Genomic DNA, 19,840 nt, shown 5'->3' on the forward strand with positions numbered 1-19,840 from the left:
AGAGAAAATTAAACGACCTGAGTCCGATAGAATACCGAACTCAAGTCTTAGAAGCTGCTTAAACTATATGTCTAACTTTATTGGGTCAGATCAACTCTATGAAAACTCAGTTTGGCTACAGTGTTTTATTTAAAAAGTTCAGTCGATTTCAGAAATCCGCTACCTTTCCGCCGACTGTCTGACAGGCCTCATCGGCGCAAGCCCCTGTGGAATCTCGGCTAGCCAGTTATTCGGCAGGAGTGTCGCAAATTTCTTTAATCTTGCGAGATTTCTTTCCTGTAAAATAGAAAAAACACAAAGGATTAATCATGATTTTTAAAAAAATCAAGGTTAGGTGAGGACCATTCCGACTTCCCTTTTGTCTACAAACAGAAACCAGCCCGTAAGCTGGTTTTGCAACAATGATTATGCTTGAACTTCGTCTTTTTCGTAAATCGGCACCCATCCTGCCGCTGTAACGAAAATACGGACAGCAACAGTTTTCCGATCTTCTGCGAGCGTGAAATAATGTCTTGTTGATTCTGGTACACTAATAAGATCTCCTGGATTAAGACGTACATCAAACCACTGTTTATCATTGCCTTCTATGGCGAAGATACTAGTACCGCCTGCTATGAATCGCACTTCATCATCTTCATGGTGATGTTCCTGCTTAAAGTTTTCAAGCATTTGATCCAAGTTCGGATTTGCATCTGATAATGTGATGATATCATGCGCTTTATAACCTCTTCTTTCAGAGATTTCCGCTATCTCTGATTGGAATGTTACAAGGATTTCCTCCTTATCAGCATCTGTTAGATCGTATTTTTCCACAAGATGGGCCGGTAATTTAGAAATGTCCCATTGTTCATAAATAACCCCTTGTGTTTCTAAAAATCCTTTTACCTGTTCACCTTTTTCAATAACCTCGTTTGTTTCATGGAATCTGATCGTCGCCATCATTCATTCCTCCTCTATGAGTGTTTATCTTAAAGAAACTGCAAACGCCTTTTGTTGATTAAGCAATAGTTGGTATTGAAATAAAAATTCGCAAGCTTCAAGTATTCTTTTTGCTTCGAGTCCGCTTTTACCCCAAACCGTAATGCCATGATTGCGAATCAGCACGGCGCCAGAGTCTGCTTCGACATGTGGCTTGAACTTATCAGATAACAGCGGAATGTCAGCGTGATTATATATGATTGGAATCCGAAGCTCCGAATCTTCCTCCCATCGATCGGTCGCTTTAATGATTTCATGGTTACGGAAGGAAACCTGGCCTTCATCTCCGTACAATTCTGATATCACATTATTTTCAACAGTATGGACATGGAGTACACAGTTCGCATTGGTTTTCCGGTAAATGACTGTATGAAGTAAAGTTTCGGCCGATGGTCTTAGGTTCGTTTCTTCAACTGGTTTTCCTTTTAAATCCACCAGTAAAAAGTCCGAATCCGTTTGCTTCCTTTTATCCTTACCGCTTGCCGTAATATAGAAGAAAGCGCTTTTGGGCTCGCGGATGGACAAGTTCCCGCTCGTTCCCATAAACCAATCCCTTTCGGCCAGTTCAGCTTTAATATTTGCCAACTCCCGCCATTCTTTAGAATGATTGTTCACGCTTTAACCGCCTCCTGCCGCTTTAAAATGTCAATTACATCAAAAAATGTTTCAAATCCTTGATGTGGAATTCCTTCCCTTTCGCATTTTTCAAGCAGTATGTCACGGGCTATGACAAAATCGGCCTGTTTGGCCGCTTCAAAATCCGTTACTGAATCTCCAATAACGAATTTAAAACTTTCCGCACCCGCTATTTCCCTCATAATGGATGGCTTGCAGCAACCGCAATCATTATTACATTGATCATCACAATCATGCGGCCACTCAATATAAATCTTTTCCTTATCAAAAAATGCATGGTTGCAATAAACGGACTCTGTTGGCAAGATATCATTTAAAAGCGGTGCAATGAAAAAATCCATTCCCCCGCTTACTATATATAAAGGGATGTTGGCTTGTTTCGTATACTCAACGAATTCATAAAACCCAGGACGAATGCCGGCCGTATTTCTTACATATTGGATGATATCATCCTTCAAGCCACTATCAAGCAGTGAAAACATCTCCCCAACTCCTGAAGATATACTGATTTTTTGCTGAAGGACATCGTCTTTCAACGCTTCCCATTCCGGAGGAGCAAATTTTTTCATGATGGAAATGATATTATCCGTATTGGTGATCGTTCCGTCAAAGTCACAAAAGATGATCGGTTTCATTATTCTTATAGGCCTCCCCATAACACAAGAGCTTTTTTTAGTGTTTCTTCCTCAGCAGCCGCTTCAGATAGATCCTTTCCTGCTAGAACGGCTTCCACAGCAGAACGGAAAGCCTTGGCCCCGCCTTCTGCTCCGTCAGGGTGCCCGTGAACTCCCCCTCCAGCATTAATCACGCTATCTAGCCCAAAATCCTTGATCAGGTCCGGAACCATGCCCGGATGAATGCCTGCAGAAGGAACAGGGAAGGCTTTTTTCCATGAAAGTTCATCCTTTGTCAGAGCTTCAGCAATCGCCAAGGTCTCCTTTTTTTCCAGTGCGACATTTCCATAAGGGGATGGGAACAAAGATAAATCCGCTCCTGATAACCTTACTAATTTACCAAGTAATAATGGATAGCCGATCCCGTAAAATGATGAAGCTGCCAATGCCCCGCTATAGGCGGGGTGCGCCATGATCGGCAACTTGATACGATCATGTTCACTCAGGGCCTGCAATACATCCAAACCATATGTATGAACGTTGAACAATAAAGCATCTGCCCCTGCTTCAGCCGCCTGCTCTGCCTTATCCAGTAATTCAAATGTTTTCCCTGATAGATTGACTGCATATAAAGTACGGTGGCCAGTGGTTTCATGGACTTCATTCAATATTCTTTTTCCCGTTTTTATTCTATCGAAAAATGGAGTCAGTTCCTGATCGAAGAGGATCTCATCATCTTTAACTAAGTCGACGCCCCCTAATGCTTGTTGCCTCAGTTGCTCATTATGGAATGCCAGGTCTCTTCCTAATACACCTTTAAAGATGCTCATCACCAGGGGACGGTTAAATACGCCAATCTTTTCCCTTATGCCTCCAATGCCAAATTGCGGTCCGGGAAAAGAGTTTTGAATATCACCGACAAAATCCAGGTCTATGAGTTTTATTTCTCCGTCCAATGAAAGTTTGCCGAAGACAGTCGTGAGGATTGCAGGTAAATCAAGGGAAAAATTCCCTGCCGGATAGGCAATTTTAATAAGCGAACGGTATACTTTACGATTAAAGTAGCTGTTTGCCCTCTCTTCTTCCAAAAGTGGTGTCACCGATACAACGCGCCCCTTATGTTTTTCCAGTTGTTTCTGGACTAAATGTGGCAGGTCCGTCCATGTCCCGACAGTCAAACCTAGGGCAATGCTCTCTGCTTTTTTCTCATGATTTCCAGTGAAGTCATGAATTGAATAAGTAGCGACTATCTCGCTCATCTGATCACTCCTATAACACGTTAGTAAACTCCCGATGTCATTAAACTGAAATTGGCTCAAAATGGCAAAAGCCCCTTCATAAAGAAGAGGCTTTAAAAAGCCATCTTCTTATCTCCCAGCCATTGGCTGCAAGAATTAGCACCGTGCCTTGCGGATTTCAGGAAATCCGGCGAAGAATTCCGCCCCATTTTACAATGGAATTACGGTCGGTTGCTGGGCTTCATAGGGCTAGTCCCTCCACCTGCTCAAAATAAGAAAACGCTGATATATAAATTGCATTCAAGTATCGAAAGATTAAGAATTTATTTTGTATTCTGACAGGTAATCCCTACTTTGTCAATAAGTTTTAACTATTTTAACGGTGAAATAAGTCGGATACCTCAATCCATCGTTAAAATAAGTTTAATGTACGTATTCGTTCCACAGCCTCTTCAAGCCGTTCTTCCGAGGTCAGCAGCCCTACCCTGACGTAACCTTCGCCAAATTCACCGAATCCATTCCCTGCGGCAACAGCTACGTGGGCATGCGCTAATAAATAGTCTGCAAAACTCTCTGACGTAAAACCTTTAGGTACCTTGAGCCAGGCAAAAAACGATGCCGCAGGCGCTTTGACATCCCAGCCGATTGCCCTCAATCCCTCAATGAAAACATTCCTTCGTCCTTCGTACATCTGCACTAACTGCTCTACACAGCTCTGCGAATCAAGCAAAGCACTTGCCGCAGCTTCTTGTATCGCCGGGAAAAGACTCACATAAAGATGGTCTTGCAATAGTTCAAGAGCTTCTATTACACTCTTATTCCCCACTGCGAAGCCTACTCTCCATCCTGCCATATTGTATGTTTTCGATAGTGTGTATATTTCTATTCCTACATCCTTCGCTCCCTCCGATTGGAGAAAGCTTATCGGTTTTTTTCCGTCGAATCCGATCGCGCCATAAGCGAAATCGTGGACCACACAAATGGAATGCTCTTTTGCGAAGGAGACGGTTTCATCAAAGAAACTATCAGTTGCAGAAGCACCTGTGGGATTATTCGGATAGTTCAAGAACATCATTTTGGCTTTATCAAGTACTTCTTTATGTATTTCATCATATTTCGGAAGAAAACCATTTTCTTCTGTCAGAGGCATGAGTTCGGTCTTTGCCCGGGCTAAAACAACTCCGGAAAGATAATCGGGATAGCCGGGATCTGGAACAAGGATCGTATCACCTGGATTCAATAAACACTGCGGCAGTTCGACAAGACCTGCCTTCCCCCCGAAGAGAATCGCCACTTCGCTATTCGGATCCAGCTTGACACCGTATTCTCGTTCATAAAAGACGGCGGCAGCATCTTTTAAATATTGATGTCCCCGGAATGGCGAATATTTATGATTAATCGTTTTTTCAGCAGCCGACTGCAAACTTTTCACGATATGTTCTGGCGTCGGCTGATCAGGGTTTCCCTGGCCTAAATTAATGACATCATGTCCTTGCTCCGTTATTGCATTGACTTTTGCGACTAGTGAAGCAAAAAACTGCTTGGGCAGGTCCTGAAGCTGGCCGGATTTTTCGAATTGCAACATTTATACACCTTCTCTGAAATTTCTTGAAATTCTAGTCACAAATGATATATGTTTATCATAGTCTTGTAAAGCATTTTTTACATGTGGAGGTTTTAATCGATGAAATGGAAAATAGCTTGTATTCAAATGGATATAGCCTTTGGTCAACCGGATATCAATTTTCAGGTTGCAGAACAATGGTTGGAAAAAGCAACACGGTCAGAACCCGATATCGTCATTTTACCGGAGCTTTGGACAACAGGATACGACTTGACCAGGTTAAATGAGATTGCTGATCACGAGGCAGAAAAAACGATTGAATTTTTAAAAACACAGGCACAAAAACACCAAATTCACATCATAGGCGGTTCCATCGCGAAAAAGACAAGCAAGGGAATCTATAACACGATGATCATCATCGATAAACATGGGAATCTCATTAAAGAATATGATAAGCTTCACTTATTTCAGTTAATGGATGAACATCATTTCCTGCAGCCAGGAGAAAAAGATGGTTTATTTACTCTTGATGAAAAAATATGTGCTGGATTCATTTGTTATGACATCCGTTTCCCTGAATGGCAGCGTGCCCATACCGTTCAAGGCGCCGAAGTTCTATTCGTAACGGCGGAATGGCCAAAGCCGAGACTCGATCACTGGAGAGCCTTATTGATTAGCCGTGCCATCGAGAACCAAGCCTATGTTGTAGCCGTTAATCGTTCAGGTTCGGATGTCAATAATACATTTGCTGGTCATTCCTTGATTATTGATCCATGGGGGAATCTCATTAGTGAAGCCGGAGAAGGAAACGAACTCTTGACAGGCACCTTGGATTTCAATAAAGTTACGGAAGCCCGAAACAAAATACCTGTATTCGAAGATCGCCGCCCTGATTTTTATTAATTTACCCATTGACAAACTATTCAAAAGGTTGTTATTATTTTCCCGAAGATTAAAATTTCAGAAAACATTTACTCTTATCAAGAGCAGGCTGAGGGATAAAGGCCCTATGAAGCCCAGCAACCGACTGTAATACCATTGTGAAATGGGGCGGATTCACCGCCGGATTATAAAATCCACAGAGCACGGTGCTAATTCCACCAGAATTCATTTTCTGGAAGATAAGAGGTCCGAAGCCAAAACTTCTGCCTCTTTCTATATGAAAGAGGCTTTTTTATTCTTATTTTGATTCTGGAGGGAAAAAGAATGACTCAAAACCATTCAAATTTTAAGAGATTGACAAACGAAACAGCTATAACCCTTGCAAAAAAACTTGGGTTGGTCAATGCGGATGCAAGTTTAAAGTGTAAAGAAATCGGCGATGGAAACTTAAATTATGTTTTTCATGTTACAGACATGCACACAAATAAAGGAATAATCATCAAACAAGCGGTCCCTTATGCCAAGGTACTTGGTGAAAGCTGGCCGCTGACATTGAAAAGGGCTGCCATTGAAGCGAATGCGCTGATTCATTTCAAAAGTTATTGCCCTGAATTCGTACCGCAAGTCTATTATTCGGATGAACAGCTTGCCATCACGGTCATGGAGGATTTATCGCACTTGAAAATCGTTAGAACAGGATTGATCGATGGCGATTCATATCCATTGCTTTCACAGCATATTGGTGAGTTTGTTGCTAAGACGGCATTTTATACATCCGATTATCATCTAGAACCATCTGCGAAAAAGGAAGTGGCCCGACATTTCACGAATCCAGAACTCTGCAAAATCACTGAGGTCTTTATTTTCACAGATCCATTTTTTGAGGAACTCCCAGGAGACTTCGAGGTGGAATTGACTGATGCCGCCAAAATTATCTGGAATGATCAAGAAGTGATACTTGAGGTCGCTAAGCTGAAACAAAGCTTTGAAACCGAGCAGGAAGCCTTACTTCATGGAGATTTACATACTGGAAGTATATTTGCAAGTGAAACTGAAACAAAGGTTATTGATCCGGAATTCGCTTTTTATGGACCCGTTGGTTTTGACCTTGGTCAATACACCGCCAACCTTCTCTTCCAGGCAGTCACACGCAATGGCGCTGGAAAGGAAGAGATTTTCACACACCTTCATGAATTTTGGAATGCCTTTGAAGAAACTTATACCGACTTATGGGAAGGTCAAAATAAAAGCCCATTCCGCCATGTGAAAGGTTATCTGCCTTACTTACTGACAAAATTCAAAAAAGATGCCTTCGGTTTTGCCGCCTGTGAACTGATTCGGCGAACCATTGGCCTTTCCCATGTTGCCGATTTAAACGTCATTGAAAATAAAGAGATAAGGATTGCTGCCAAAACGGCAACGTTGGAAATTGGTGCATTTTTAATTAAAAAACGGGAGGAATTAGATGTTCCAGCTGTCATTGAAGCGTTGAAGCAACGTACACTGCCATCTTATTCAACCATTTAAAAGGAGCCCTGCACATGACTACACTAGCACCCTTACCCTATTCGGTACACTGGGATGATACCCATATTACATTATTAAATCAACAAGCCCTACCTTCCATAACTGAATTTATTGAACTTCATTCAGTTAATGATGTATATGACAGCATTTTGACATTAAAAGTTCGCGGTGCGCCAGCAATTGGACTGACGGCAGCATTTGGTGTTGCACTTGGTGCCAAACAGGAAACAACCGCTGAATTAGGGGATTTCAAGAGAAATGTAACGAGGCATATTGAAAAACTCGCCTCTTCAAGGCCAACTGCAGTAAACCTTTTTTGGGCGTTAAGGAGGATGGAGAACACCTTGCATGCTGCGCAAAGCATTTCAGCTGCAAAGGAAGCACTTGTATCGGAGGCTAAAGCCATCTTTGCTGAAGATGAAGAAATGTGCAGGAAAATCGGGGAACATGGTTTATCCTTATTCACTAGAGGAGATTCCATACTAACCCATTGCAATGCTGGGGGAATTGCCACAGCTCGGTATGGCACAGCCTTGGCTCCTTTCCACCTGGCTAAAGAAAGGGACTTTCCGTTAAAAGTATACGCATGTGAAACCAGGCCTGTCCTGCAAGGTGCGCGTTTGACGGCTTGGGAATTGATGCAAGCGGGGGTTGATGTCACCTTAATTTCAGATAATATGGCTGCACATACGATTCACCAGAAACGAATAAATGGAATTATCGTCGGGGCAGACAGGATTGCGGCTAATGGAGATACAGCCAATAAAATCGGGACATTGGGATTGGCCATATTAGCCAAGCACTTTGGCATCCCCTTTTATGTGGCCGCACCATCAAGCACATTCGACCTTTCCATCGAATCAGGCACATCCATCCCGATCGAAGAACGGAATGAAGCGGAAATCACCTCCATTCAAGGTGTAAGGATCGCTCCGGAAAACGTGAAGACTTTCAATCCAGCCTTTGACGTTACACCAAATCATCTTATTACGAGCATCATTACCGAAAACGGCATCATAACACCGGATTTCAATAAAAACATTCCGCATTTTGTTAATTGATCCAGGTTCCTTTATTGGTGATAAAAAACGAGAAGGATTTTTATCCCTCTCGTTTTTTATAGATGATTATGAATATTCTTACGAGGTCTATAATACAATAATTCAAGTGAATTCGAACATATTCACTTAATATAAGGTTGTTCATAATAGTTCTTATTATTTTGAAAAGAACTCCTGAAGTGCCTTTTTATTTTTAGTGAAATCTATTTGCAAAACCGCTCCGGACTGGGGATATATTTCATCTTTAAAGCTCCCTTCCACTGGAACCCTTAAGGTTTCGACGGTGTCCGGTGTATGGAAGAAGGCTTTTGGACCCATTTCCATTAATGTTTTCAGACCAATATCTGTATCCAGGTACGAGAGTCCTTGTTCGATGATACTAGGAAGGGCTGCCATCCCTTCGAAGGATGAGATTTGATTTACGAAAGCTGTTTTTAATTGAATCATGACTTCTTGTTGACGCTCCACCCTTCCAAAATCACTTTCATCGTCATGCCTAAAACGGACATATTTCAATATTTCCTCACCATGTAAAACATTTTTGCCAACACTTGCTTGAATGCTCATATCATCAATGATTTCCTGATCTACATTCACCGCTACCCCCTCAGGGGCTAGTAAATCGACCATTTTCACAAATCCCTGGAAGTCGATTACCGCTACATGATCGACCTTGATATCGAAGTTCTCCTTTATGGTTTTCTTAAGCAGTTCCCTTCCACCATAATAATAAGCTGCATTTATTTTGTTATATCCTGACTTATTCCCGGGCATTTTCACATAACTATCACGCATGATGGAAGCCAGCTTCAGTTTCTCCTGCTCAGGAAAGTATTTTGCCAGGATAAGCACATCTGATCGAGATTTTTGCTCTCCCCTTGTATCAACACCAATTAACAGAAATGTTTTCACGCTTTCCTGGTCGTCTTCTTTGGTTAGTTTTTTATCCGAACCTGCATTTCCATTTTGTTTGGGTAAAGGGGCATAGGTGCAGCCTGCCAGAATCAAGATCAATAGGTATATGAATAATACCTTTTCTTTCATTGCCTCACCTCATCGGAAAATTACCCCTATCATCTGTCTAATACTGGAATTTTATGCATTTAACGACAAAAAAGCCTGCCAACGATAATCGCTGACAGGCTTTTCGGGCATAATCATTTATTTAATTTCTTTCTTTAATACTTCTACTGCCTTTTTCACTTGTGTGTCGTTTTTAAGGATCTTCTCGCGGATGACCTGCATTAATTTCACGGTAGTATCATCTTTAATTGTCCCAGTTTCTTTAATTTTTTGTTCCTTCTGGAACGCTATGACCGCATTCGTGGTTGCTTCATCAAAAAATCCATCTATTTTTCCTGGATCATGGCCTGCTACCTTCAGCATCTCTTCAGCAGCTTTCACTTCACTCGAAGAATCGGATGCTTTCAATTCCTTATCAGGTGAAATGTACGGAAGGCTGGCATAATCAGGAAGCTTTACATTAATATCCGGCTTGATCCCTTTTTTATGAATCCAATTGCCTTCAGGAGTCAACCATTTAGCTGCCGTATATTTAAAGTTAGATCCATCCTCAAAGTCTTGGGCAGTCTGAACTGTCCCTTTCCCAAATGACTTGACACCGATCAATGGAATGTCCGCAGACTCACTGACTGCCGCTGCAACGATTTCAGAAGCACTGGCACTTCCGTCATCAATCAACACGACTACCGGGATTTTCAGTTCTCCATCATTCTTCGATTTATAGACATCTTTTTTCCCGCTACGCTCCTCAACTTGAAGGACCACTTTCCCATTAGGTATGAACAGGCTCGCCATTTCTATTGCTTGGTCAAGAAGTCCCCCAGGGTTTCCGCGCAAATCCAATACGAGACCCTTCATATCCTTCTTCGACATTTCTTCAAGCGCCGTTTTCAGCTCTTGGACTGTATGTTCGGAAAAACTGGTCACTTGAATTTTTGCAACTCCATCATCAAGCATTTCCGCATATACCGTTTCAATCGGAATTGTATCCCGTTTAATGGTGAGCTCCATCGGTTCCGGCTCACCAGCTCTTGAGATTGATAAATTCACTTTCGTTCCCTTTTTGCCCCTGATTTTCAAGACAGCTTCAGAAGAGCTTAGTCCTTCAACGCTTTTACCGTTCACACTTAAAATGATATCATTCGGTTTTACCCCTGCTTTTTCTGCTGGGGACCCTTTTATCGGTGAGACGACCATGATTTGTCCATCCTGCTCCTGAATCTCGGCACCGATTCCTTCAAAAGATGAAGAGATGCTCTCATGGAAACTCGATGCTTCCTTTTTATCCATATAAGCAGAATAGGGATCATCCAATGATTTGATCATTCCATTTATTGCCCCGTCAACCAGCTTATCTTGATCAATCTCTTCATAATAGTTGTCTTTTATCGTATCGTATGTAGAATACAGCTTTTCAAATTCCGAATGTTTATCCGGTGCTAATGACTCTACTTTTTCATCTCCAAAGGTCAAGGCTATTGTAGTAATCCCTGCAGTTAGAAATATGACTAAGAAAATTCCCATTATGAATGTAAACTTCTTTATTTTAATGAATTTCCCTGCCTCTTTTGGCTGTTTTTGATTTTCTTCTTCCACTGAAGCCTCACCACTTTCATTCTTCATGACGATATAACGATTTCATTCCTATTTTATCAGCTTTCATGCCAATCGAAAAATAATAGTTATCAAAAATAACAATTTATGACCATATGTATTTTTTCACCGCTTCGCAAACGTTAATATACTGAAAGCTCCAAGGGCAACAGCCAGTTCCCGACATAATAAAAATACGGATACCAAGGAATAATTGAGCCTGTATCCCAACCGTCATTTTACGGCATCACTTATTCCTGGTAACCCGCCTGACTTATCAATCCTTGATAGCTGCTTCCAATGCCACCTCAACCATTTCGTTAAAAGTTGACTGGCGCTCATCCGACGTCGTTTCCTCACCGGTTAAAATGTGATCGGAAATGGTTAATACAGATAAAGCTTGGCGGCCAAATTTAGCGGCAAGCGTGTATAGGGCAGCTGATTCCATTTCTATTGCAAGTATTTGGTATTTTGCCCATTTTTCCAATTCACTATTATCGTTATAAAACTGATCGGCCGTAAATACATTACCGACCTTCAATTGCAAGCCCTTAGCCGTGCCGGCGTCATAAGCTTTTCTTAATAATTCGAAATCTGCGGTTGGGGCAAAGTCCACCCCTCCGAAAGTCATGCGGTTCATTTGGGAATCAGTCGAAGCACTCATGGCAAGGATCACATCCCTGACTTTTACATCTTTTTGAATCGCTCCTGCAGTTCCCACACGAATCAGCTTCTGGACATTATAGCTATTCATCAATTCATTCACGTAAATGGAAATGGATGGAACACCCATGCCAGTACCTTGTACTGAAATTCGTTTCCCTTTATATGTCCCTGTATATCCAAACATGTTTCGAACTTCATTATAAAGTTTAGCATCCTCTAAAAATGTTTCAGCAATATATTTTGCACGCAATGGGTCCCCTGGCAGTAAGACCGTTTCCGCAATTTCATTTTCTTTTGCACCAATATGTACGCTCATACGACTATGTCCTCCTTAACTTGTGGTTGAAATGATATTCAAAAACTACTATACCATATCAACCACAAGTTAGGAAAATTGAACCTTATCCTAGAACTTGAAAAACTGGAAATCACGAAATGACTTATGGCACCCTTACTCTAAACCGCAAACAAAACGGCGGAGGTCCGCCGTCTTTTTTTAATCGTTAATAAAATTAAGGGAAAGGAAGCTGCTAACCGTCTTATGACCGGTTACTCATCGACTTCTTCATCAATTATACATTTTTCTAGAAGATATTCGAATGTGATGTCAGCAAGATCTTCAACTTCAGCTTCTGATGGAAGATAGCCCCGTCTTATCAATTCTTGAAAAAAGAATTCCGCTATCTCTTCTGTATCAATAAAAACCTCAATTTCTCGCAAATCATCGCCCCCTTATTTAAAGGTCTATGAATGTGTAGAGACAAATATACCAATAAGGCAACCCATAATGGAAAATCATATGAAGTGCCTAAAAATATCGTCCATTTCTGTTCAATTTGAATGGAAGCTTCTATAGGGAATTTGGAAATTGCCCATTAAAAGTTGGGGATACCTTTCACTTCGTTTGCTTCTTTTTATGATCTGGATAAATTTCCTCTGCCGCTTTTTCAATTTTCGCAAGGGCAATCTTCATAATATGGCGGTATTCATCATCGCCAAAATGTTCGTAGAGCTTACAATAATCATTATATAAATCCAACAGTCCATCAATCATTTCCTTTTTTTCATTTTTTGTCATTGTCATATCTCGCTCACCTTTACCAGGGTTGTTTTGTTTAGCAATGATAGCAAGCTCATTTTTCTTTTTAGGAAGTAGCAGACCCAACTTTTTTATAATTCCATCTGCACGTTTAGCATCGGCTATCAAAGTCAGTTCTTCTTCATGCGCTTCAAGCCATTCACCATCTGAGATTCTTGATAACTCATAGATTACATCCTCCCAGGCATTTTCCTTATAGCGCCAAATTTCCGTTCGATAGCCGATAATCTTGAAATAATCCTGTTCATATCCATCCACTTGGACCAAGTCACCTAATAAAAATTTATATTCAATATCGATCTGTTCTTTTGGATAAAGGATTTCTCCTTCATATTCATCTATCGATTGCAATGTTTTTTCGATATATAGGCCTTCACTATAGTTCACTTCATACACATAAGCACCATCGAGAAATTTCACATCGGTTATATTCCCGACTGTCCCATACATTGTTATTACGACTGTATCGCCTAATTTGAATTTCGGCTGTTTTTTTTTGCCCATAAGAGACATCCCCCAATATGGTCCTTATCGTTTGATTAGTAAATTATATGCACAAACAAACATGGAGGTTAATGGAAATGGGAGGGCATTTTGCTCAATTAGCTTCAAGGGCACTGCAACCAACCAAAAACCGCCTCATTTAATGAGACGGTTCGTAGTGGGGATGATGAGGGTCACTTTCGTTCCTTCGTCGCGGACGCTCTCCATTTGGAGTTTACCTTTTAATTCCTCCATTATCTGAATACACGTCGCCACACCTAATCCATTCCCATCCGGTTTGGTGGTGTAAAAGGGCATACCGATATTTTTTAAATCCTCGGGACTGATGCCTTTTCCATCATCGCTGATCACTAATTTCACATATTGGGACACGGAAGTCTGTTGCAGTTCAATCTGCCCCCTTGCTTCGATGGCTTCACAAGAATTATTCAAGACATTCAAGAGAACCTGCCTTAACCGGTTTCTGTCCGAATAAACAAAGATGGATTGTGCCACTTCATTAATTATTCTTACATGATAACTCGGATTTGAGGGAGTATATGTATCTAAAATTTCTTCAAGGAAATCCTTTAAATCGAATTTCTCCCATTCCAGTTGATGCGGTTTTGCCAAATCAAGAAGTTGTGTCACGAATACATTGACCCGATCCACTTCATGAAGCATGACATCACTATATTTTTCTATTAATGTTGTATCATGATCCTGGCTCTTCAATAATTGGAAAAAGCCCTTTATTGTCGTCAACGGGTTCCTGATTTCATGGGCGACACCGGCAGCAAGCTGGCCAACATATTTCAATTTTTCCGTTCGGACGATTTCCTTCTCACGATCTTCTATCGTTTCCATCATTCTTAGAAAGGCAAGGTTCAATTTTTCCATTTCCTCGAAGCTTCTTTTGTCGGAAATGATGAATTCCTTTCCTCCAATGAAATCCTCTGTCGCTTCTACAAGTTCTTGAACTGGCCGTACGATGGTCTTTGTTAGTAAATAGACAGCCAGAATGATAGAAACTAAAACGATGCTGTAGATTGTCAGGTACCGTGTTAATAGGTCATTCAAAGGTTGAAACACCTGTTTCTTATCAGCACCCACAACAACAAACCATTTATTCTCCGTTTCTGCAATCGTATGGACAGGCTGGATGGAATATATTTTTTCACCATTCTCCGAACTGTACAAATCATCCGACAACGAAGCTTCCATCAGCTTCCCTTTCGTTAATCCCAATTCTTTCAAGGCAGAACCCTGCATGAGGCCATGCGGGTCTTTTTTCGAAATCAAGATGCCTTCTTGATTGATCATGAAAAAGTTCACTGGATATTTATCGCTGATTTCATTAGCCTTTTTCTCCATCATCTCCCAAAGCCCTTTTAATCGGAAAGCTGGAGATACGACTCCGATCATTTTCCCTGCATCATCATATACTGGCGCACTTAGAACCATTATGGGTTCTGAGAATGCCCTGGTTTTATAAACGTCTGAAAGGAATTCATGACCTTCTATGGCCTCTTTGAACCATATTCTCTTCGCGAGGTTGTCCCCGATCATTTTATTAGATGTATCTGCAATGACATTGCCTTCCATATCCAAATGCAAAACACCGTAATAATTTCCTTTTGCATCAATAAACTTTCTTAGTTCATCTGACTCCTCTTCTCTTGAATGGCCAGGATTGATGATTACCGAATTTGCACTCATAAACTTCACATCACTGACCCGTTCGTTCAAATAGCTATATGTTTCATTTACCATATTCAGTGAACCTGCATTCAGGGCATTTCTTGCTTCCTTCTCCAGAAGGGAACGTTGTGATCCATAGGATATGATTCCCAATATCAGAAGAGGCACACTTGCAATAAGTAAAGAAAAAAGCAAAATTCGGGTTTGAAGGCTTTTAAACATCCTTCCGATCCTCCCTATTCCTGATCTCCCAATAAGAGCCCTTCTTCTATTTGGACATACTGTTCCCAAGCTTGATCGAATACGGACATACTTTCGAGATAGTCTGCATTCAATTCTAAATAACTGCTCAGTTCATTATAATCTGTCGATTGTTTTGGGAAACCATGATCCTCATAGGCATGATTGGCAAATTTAGTGATAGCATCCATTTCCTTCGGTTGTCGAAATTTCATTAAATATAAATAAAATGGTCTCATTATGTCGAGCCCCCCTAAAATAACTATGATTTCTGCTTTAATATATCGGAAACTTTCGCTTCCGTCCACTTTTTTAAAAATCAATTTGGTTTTTTCTTCCTCATTTTAAGAAGTTCATGATTTTTCAACACAAAATGCATTCGTTATATTACGGAATTACACTTAGATATCGTACTCATTCCATATTGATTACATCCTTTTAAAGAATTTTTTTACTTTAAGGACTTAGTTCTTCATGATTCGATAAAGGAAACGAAGTGCTTCAATCTTGTTTAACCTAATGCCCCGTCCCTTAACAAATACACTAAGCATGTTCTGTCATGCCGCTTGGATGGGGGAATTTCTCCAAAACCTCATTATCCAATTTACCAGCAGGCTTTCATTTTGCAAAAGGGAAAAATCGCCTTCAACTAAGAAAGGAATAGTGGTTTTCACTGTTCTGTCTAAAATGAGGGGATATTTTTATTTATGGAAACGTGAATGCACCCTGCAGCTAAGTTAAAGTAATTACGTTTCAACAGTCTTTCATGTTCATTAGCTCACTATACAAAGGTAAGGACGTCATTTTTATTGTAGTCTTTTCTAAAGAAAACATGTCGAAAAGAAGCCAGTGGACACATGGTTGTTCCACTGACTACTTAGTTATTTTGCTAGCTCACTTTAATAATCAAAAATAAATGAAAAAGCAAGTAAAGAATAATCACCTCTACTTCCTTTCAATTGAACTCTATTGTTAGTTTTATTATTTTTTGCTTTTATTTGCTGTAAAAAATCCAGTCTTTTCACTATCGCCTTACACCTACCCATTCTTACGATTAGTATGAAGAACATATAACTCACGAGTAGGATTTTCACGATGAAGTTCTTGATAAGCTTTCATTGCATCAGGAGAAATAGGAAATTTCTTTTTGGTACTCTTCCCACCCATCAAACACCCTGCCAGTACTTTTCCTTAATGGTTTATTAAACATTTTTTCACTGGATGGCCATCTGAATCCGCACTATCAGTGGCTATTTCCCCTAGCAATTCGCTTGTATCTGTCACTAAAGAATCGATTTCTCCGTTAGAAAATGAAAGAATCATTTTACTTTTACCACTCATTAGTTAGATTCCATAAGAGGTACTTCTGACAAAACAATAAATCCATTAGAGTAAAGTATATTATTTAATATCAATAGTGAGAATGTTAAAACATGGAGATCCAATAGCTAAGACTGAATTCTCATTGGGGTTGGAAATAATCTTAAAAGGGAATGACAAAATCCGTACCCCTTAAATGAAGGTCGCTTTTTAAAATTGGAATTTATCAGCAGTTATATTGCGATAGGGCATTATAAGCTTTTCCCTATTCATCGCTCATTGTTCCTACTTCAACTTCAATTACTCATCATATGCCTACTGATTCCCGAGCTGTTTCATATCAATAAAAACCCCAGACCATACACAGTATTGTACCGAAGACAGTTATTAGAGCCAGTAATATGGCGCAATATAGTGTCATAAAAATTGATTTGCTATCATCAGTTTCACGAGCATGCATAAATACAACAAGTTGAACAGCTGCTTGTATGAATGCTGTCAATATAAAAATCGTCATGCCTGTTGCTTTTGACATATTGAAGAAGTAAACCAAAAGAGCTACAAATGTCAAAATCAATGAAAATACAAAACCCCATATTTGTTTAGCCGGGAATAATTCCTTCATGTTTATGTCATTCCTTTCATGTAGATAAAGGTGAAGATGAAGATCCAAACGATATCTAAGAAATGCCAGTAAAGAGAGAAAATGAAGGATTTATTGGCTGTTTCAGGTGTCAACCCGCGTTTTTTCACTTGAAGGATAATAAATAACCCCCAGAAAAGCCCTAATGTAACATGTGCTCCATGTGTCCCTAATGTTGTAAAGAGCATCGATGTAAATGCACTAGTTTGCAGTGTAGCTCCTTCGCGATAATAGGTAATGAACTCAGTAATTTCAAATCCTAAGAATCCTAATCCAAGAAGAAGAGTGATTACGAAGAATGTCAACATGGCTTTCTTGTTGCCAAGTCGCATGGCATGAATTCCAAGCCCGATGACAAAACTGCTTGTTAAGAGCAAAAATGTTTCAGCAAGTACTGGAGTGATTTCAAAAATTTCTGCTCCAGTAGGACCGTTACCCGTACGATCAACTAATGTAAAATATGATGCAAAGAGTGTTGCAAAAAGCATAATTTCGGCTCCAAGAAAAATCCAGAAGCCTAAAATATTCAGACGATTTTGTTCCGTACTATATTCAAGAGGTTGCGAGTGATCTATTTCCATTTATTAACACCCCTAAATTTTGCTTCTGTCTCTTTAATTTCTTCTACAGAAATGTAATGACCATGATCTATTTCGAATGAACGATGAGCCATGCAAACAAAGATACCGATTAACCCAATAATCGCAAGAAACCATATGCTGAATACTAACGCAAATCCAAAGACAAAGAAGATACAGGACATGATAAACGGTACGCCGCTGTTATTGGGCATATGAATTTTTTCATACTCACCCTTGAATAATTCATGACCTTTATATTTAGCATCCCAAAACGTTTCCCTTGAATTCACTTGTGGAATAATAGCAAAGTTATATTCTGGTACTGGATTATGAGTAGCCCATTCAAGGGAACGTGCATCCCAAGGATCATCACCAACATCTTTTGGAGCATGGCGAATGCTATAGTAAATCGTATATACGATTAATACAAAACTGATTGCCATAAAAGCTGCCCCGATAAACGAAATCATATTCAATGGTCCAAATCCAGTCGATTCAGAGTATGTGTATATACGGCGTGCCTGACCATCTAAACCAGTGATATACATAGGGAAGAATGCTAAGCAAAAACCAATGGTTAGAAACCAGAACGCCCATTTCCCAATCCTTTCATTCAGCATGAAACCAAACATTTTCGGCCAGTAGTAAGTTCCGGCACCAAGCACAGCAAATACTACACCCGGAATAATGACATTGTGGAAGTGAGCTACTAAAAACATTGTATTATGGTATTGATAATCCGCCGCTGACATCGCAAGCATAACCCCGGTAACTCCACCGATTGTGAAAAGAGGTATGAAACCTATTGAATAAAGCATAGGTACGGTAAATCTGATTCTACCTTTCCACATCGTGAACAACCAGTTAAAGATCTTGATTCCAGTTGGAATCGCAATTACCATCGTTGTAATCGAGAAAATACTATTAACATATGCTGCTTGCCCCATTGTAAAGAAATGGTGCGTCCAAACGAAGAATGAATATATAGAGATAAATACCATTGAAGCAACCATTGATCGATAGCCATATAGGTTACGTCGTGAAAAGGTCGGGATAATCTCACTAAAAAGACCAAATGCAGGCAAGATTAAGATATATACCTCGGGATGTCCCCAAACCCAGAATAGGTTTGCCCAAAGCATATCCATACCGCCATCAGTCATTGTGAAAAACTTGGTTGCGAATAATCGATCCATTGTTCCCATGATCAGCGCCACTGTTAATACAGGGAATGCGAAAATGATAATAACGCTTGTGACTAAAGAAGACCATGTAAACATTGGCATTTTCATTAATGTCATACCGGGTGCTCTCATTTTAAGAATAGTCGTCAAAAAGTTAATCCCCGTCATTAATGTACCTATTCCGGCTATCTGAATGCCAATCATATAATAATTCGTTCCAACATGCGGGCTAAATTCATTTCCTGCAAGCGGGAAATAAGATGACCACCCTGCATCAGGCGAACCACCAATTACAAAAGAGATGTTGAATAGCATCGCACCCATAAAAAATAACCAGAAACTTATGGCATTTAGACGTGGGAATGCTACATCTCGCGCTCCAATTTGTAATGGCACCACGAAATTCATTAAGGCCATAATGTACGGCATCGCCATAAAGATAATCATCACAACCCCGTGTGTTGAAAAAATTTCATTATAGTGCTGTGAATCTAATAATTTGTTATCCGGTACGGCAAGTTGCGCACGCATCATCACAGCATCTACCCCACCACGAAATAGCATCAACAAAGCAGATATTAGATACATAATACCTATTCTTTTATGATCGACTGTTGTAAGCCAGCCACTCCATAAATAAAACCATTTTTTAAAGTGGGTTAAACCAACAATGATCAAGAGAACAGTAACACCAATGGCCACCATTGATGAGTAAATGACGGGACTAGGATTAGGTATAAGAAATCTAGAGAAAAAACCCATACTTTTGTGTTTCCTTCCTGAAAATATTTTTCTTGAGATAGACAA

General features: G+C 40.2%; 19 protein-coding genes and 2 riboswitches. Of the genes, 3 read left to right on the top strand and 16 right to left on the bottom strand.

All coding sequences use genetic code 11. The features are described from left to right. Positions 1-405: 405 nt before the first annotated feature. The 5 genes from ACFRAK_RS08480 to ACFRAK_RS08500 all read right to left on the bottom strand — a co-directional run bounded on the left by ACFRAK_RS08480 (position 406) and on the right by ACFRAK_RS08500 (position 5,051). Complete coding sequence (locus ACFRAK_RS08480; protein ID WP_387604210.1) at positions 406-939, bottom strand: cupin domain-containing protein; 534 nt, start codon at positions 937-939, stop codon at positions 406-408. 24 nt (positions 940-963) lie between these two features. Continuing rightward, the gene (locus ACFRAK_RS08485) at positions 964-1,593 is read right to left on the bottom strand and encodes a methylthioribulose 1-phosphate dehydratase (protein WP_394571598.1); all 630 of its coding nucleotides are present in this window, start codon (positions 1,591-1,593) and stop codon (positions 964-966) included. After that, the gene (locus ACFRAK_RS08490; RefSeq protein WP_260288120.1) at positions 1,590-2,249 is read right to left on the bottom strand and encodes a 2-hydroxy-3-keto-5-methylthiopentenyl-1-phosphate phosphatase; all 660 of its coding nucleotides are present in this window, start codon (positions 2,247-2,249) and stop codon (positions 1,590-1,592) included. The genes ACFRAK_RS08485 and ACFRAK_RS08490 overlap by 4 nt, the downstream gene beginning before the upstream one ends. Positions 2,250-2,254: 5 nt before the next feature. Further along, on the bottom strand, positions 2,255-3,487 hold the full coding sequence (gene mtnW / locus ACFRAK_RS08495; RefSeq protein WP_387604206.1) for a 2,3-diketo-5-methylthiopentyl-1-phosphate enolase: 1,233 nt from the start codon (positions 3,485-3,487) through the stop codon (positions 2,255-2,257). A 105-nt stretch (positions 3,488-3,592) separates the two neighbouring features. Then, positions 3,593-3,744: riboswitch (SAM riboswitch) on the bottom strand. A 134-nt stretch (positions 3,745-3,878) separates the two neighbouring features. After that, positions 3,879-5,051 (bottom strand): pyridoxal phosphate-dependent aminotransferase, encoded by a 1,173-nt coding sequence (locus tag ACFRAK_RS08500; RefSeq protein WP_387604204.1) that lies wholly within the window; start codon positions 5,049-5,051, stop codon positions 3,879-3,881. 99 nt (positions 5,052-5,150) lie between these two features. Here ACFRAK_RS08500 and ACFRAK_RS08505 point away from each other — a divergent pair, with 99 nt between their 5' ends. The 3 genes from ACFRAK_RS08505 to mtnA all read left to right on the top strand — a co-directional run bounded on the left by ACFRAK_RS08505 (position 5,151) and on the right by mtnA (position 8,500). Then, positions 5,151-5,933, top strand: coding sequence for a carbon-nitrogen family hydrolase (locus ACFRAK_RS08505; protein WP_387604202.1), 783 nt, complete (start codon positions 5,151-5,153; stop codon positions 5,931-5,933). A 71-nt stretch (positions 5,934-6,004) separates the two neighbouring features. After that, positions 6,005-6,158, top strand: a riboswitch (SAM riboswitch). Between the two features lie 78 nt (positions 6,159-6,236). Continuing rightward, on the top strand, positions 6,237-7,439 hold the full coding sequence (gene mtnK, locus ACFRAK_RS08510) for an S-methyl-5-thioribose kinase (protein WP_394571600.1): 1,203 nt from the start codon (positions 6,237-6,239) through the stop codon (positions 7,437-7,439). Positions 7,440-7,453: 14 nt separating this feature from the next. Continuing rightward, on the top strand, positions 7,454-8,500 hold the full coding sequence (gene mtnA / locus ACFRAK_RS08515) for an S-methyl-5-thioribose-1-phosphate isomerase (protein ID WP_260288124.1): 1,047 nt from the start codon (positions 7,454-7,456) through the stop codon (positions 8,498-8,500). A 156-nt stretch (positions 8,501-8,656) separates the two neighbouring features. Here mtnA and ACFRAK_RS08520 read toward each other — a convergent pair whose 3' ends face one another. The 11 genes from ACFRAK_RS08520 to qoxB form a co-directional block, all read right to left on the bottom strand. Further along, positions 8,657-9,544: an LCP family protein gene (locus ACFRAK_RS08520; protein WP_394571601.1), complete on the bottom strand. Its 888-nt coding sequence runs from the start codon at positions 9,542-9,544 to the stop codon at positions 8,657-8,659. 117 nt (positions 9,545-9,661) lie between these two features. Continuing rightward, a complete protein-coding gene (locus ACFRAK_RS08525; protein ID WP_387707967.1) occupies positions 9,662-11,119 on the bottom strand; it encodes a lmo1851 family serine protease in 1,458 nt (485 codons plus the stop codon). A 274-nt stretch (positions 11,120-11,393) separates the two neighbouring features. Next, entirely contained in the window at positions 11,394-12,098 is a 705-nt protein-coding gene (deoD, locus tag ACFRAK_RS08530; RefSeq protein WP_076366058.1) for a purine-nucleoside phosphorylase, read from the bottom strand. Positions 12,099-12,331: 233 nt separating this feature from the next. Then, positions 12,332-12,502 carry a YozD family protein gene (locus ACFRAK_RS08535; RefSeq protein WP_192205160.1) on the bottom strand — a complete coding sequence of 57 codons (171 nt, stop codon included), beginning with the start codon at positions 12,500-12,502 and terminating at the stop codon, positions 12,332-12,334. Positions 12,503-12,677: 175 nt separating this feature from the next. Next, a complete protein-coding gene (locus ACFRAK_RS08540) occupies positions 12,678-13,385 on the bottom strand; it encodes a hypothetical protein (RefSeq protein ID WP_387604191.1) in 708 nt (235 codons plus the stop codon). 135 nt (positions 13,386-13,520) lie between these two features. After that, positions 13,521-15,287: an ATP-binding protein gene (locus ACFRAK_RS08545; RefSeq protein WP_387604189.1), complete on the bottom strand. Its 1,767-nt coding sequence runs from the start codon at positions 15,285-15,287 to the stop codon at positions 13,521-13,523. Between the two features lie 14 nt (positions 15,288-15,301). Further along, positions 15,302-15,544 carry a YozE family protein gene (locus ACFRAK_RS08550; protein ID WP_260288131.1) on the bottom strand — a complete coding sequence of 81 codons (243 nt, stop codon included), beginning with the start codon at positions 15,542-15,544 and terminating at the stop codon, positions 15,302-15,304. Positions 15,545-16,496: 952 nt separating this feature from the next. Further along, entirely contained in the window at positions 16,497-16,646 is a 150-nt protein-coding gene (locus ACFRAK_RS08555; RefSeq protein WP_394571604.1) for a hypothetical protein, read from the bottom strand. A 319-nt stretch (positions 16,647-16,965) separates the two neighbouring features. Beyond that, positions 16,966-17,250: a cytochrome aa3 quinol oxidase subunit IV gene (qoxD, locus tag ACFRAK_RS08560; RefSeq protein WP_192205165.1), complete on the bottom strand. Its 285-nt coding sequence runs from the start codon at positions 17,248-17,250 to the stop codon at positions 16,966-16,968. Between the two features lie 2 nt (positions 17,251-17,252). Then, entirely contained in the window at positions 17,253-17,849 is a 597-nt protein-coding gene (qoxC, locus tag ACFRAK_RS08565) for a cytochrome aa3 quinol oxidase subunit III (RefSeq protein ID WP_098369342.1), read from the bottom strand. Then, on the bottom strand, positions 17,840-19,795 hold the full coding sequence (gene qoxB / locus ACFRAK_RS08570; protein WP_387604185.1) for a cytochrome aa3 quinol oxidase subunit I: 1,956 nt from the start codon (positions 19,793-19,795) through the stop codon (positions 17,840-17,842). The genes qoxC and qoxB overlap by 10 nt, the downstream gene beginning before the upstream one ends. Positions 19,796-19,840 lie beyond the last annotated feature (45 nt).

Source organism: Peribacillus sp. NPDC056705 (assembly GCF_043656335.1).

Bases quoted from the DNA above. Each gene is read 5' to 3' on its own strand.
- ACFRAK_RS08480 (WP_387604210.1), bottom strand. From the start codon at position 939: ATGGCGACGATCAGATTCCATGAAACAAACGAGGTTATTGAAAAAGGT.
- ACFRAK_RS08490 (WP_260288120.1), bottom strand. From the start codon at position 2,249: ATGAAACCGATCATCTTTTGTGACTTTGACGGAACGATCACCAATACG.
- mtnW (WP_387604206.1), bottom strand. From the start codon at position 3,487: ATGAGCGAGATAGTCGCTACTTATTCAATTCATGACTTCACTGGAAAT.
- ACFRAK_RS08500 (WP_387604204.1), bottom strand. From the start codon at position 5,051: ATGTTGCAATTCGAAAAATCCGGCCAGCTTCAGGACCTGCCCAAGCAG.
- ACFRAK_RS08505 (WP_387604202.1), top strand. From the start codon at position 5,151: ATGAAATGGAAAATAGCTTGTATTCAAATGGATATAGCCTTTGGTCAA.
- mtnK (WP_394571600.1), top strand. From the start codon at position 6,237: ATGACTCAAAACCATTCAAATTTTAAGAGATTGACAAACGAAACAGCT.
- mtnA (WP_260288124.1), top strand. From the start codon at position 7,454: ATGACTACACTAGCACCCTTACCCTATTCGGTACACTGGGATGATACC.
- ACFRAK_RS08520 (WP_394571601.1), bottom strand. From the start codon at position 9,544: ATGAAAGAAAAGGTATTATTCATATACCTATTGATCTTGATTCTGGCA.
- deoD (WP_076366058.1), bottom strand. From the start codon at position 12,098: ATGAGCGTACATATTGGTGCAAAAGAAAATGAAATTGCGGAAACGGTC.
- ACFRAK_RS08540 (WP_387604191.1), bottom strand. From the start codon at position 13,385: ATGGGCAAAAAAAAACAGCCGAAATTCAAATTAGGCGATACAGTCGTA.
- ACFRAK_RS08545 (WP_387604189.1), bottom strand. From the start codon at position 15,287: ATGTTTAAAAGCCTTCAAACCCGAATTTTGCTTTTTTCTTTACTTATT.
- ACFRAK_RS08550 (WP_260288131.1), bottom strand. From the start codon at position 15,544: ATGAGACCATTTTATTTATATTTAATGAAATTTCGACAACCGAAGGAA.
- ACFRAK_RS08555 (WP_394571604.1), bottom strand. From the start codon at position 16,646: ATGAGTGGTAAAAGTAAAATGATTCTTTCATTTTCTAACGGAGAAATC.
- qoxD (WP_192205165.1), bottom strand. From the start codon at position 17,250: ATGAAGGAATTATTCCCGGCTAAACAAATATGGGGTTTTGTATTTTCA.
- qoxC (WP_098369342.1), bottom strand. From the start codon at position 17,849: ATGGAAATAGATCACTCGCAACCTCTTGAATATAGTACGGAACAAAAT.
- qoxB (WP_387604185.1), bottom strand. From the start codon at position 19,795: ATGGGTTTTTTCTCTAGATTTCTTATACCTAATCCTAGTCCCGTCATT.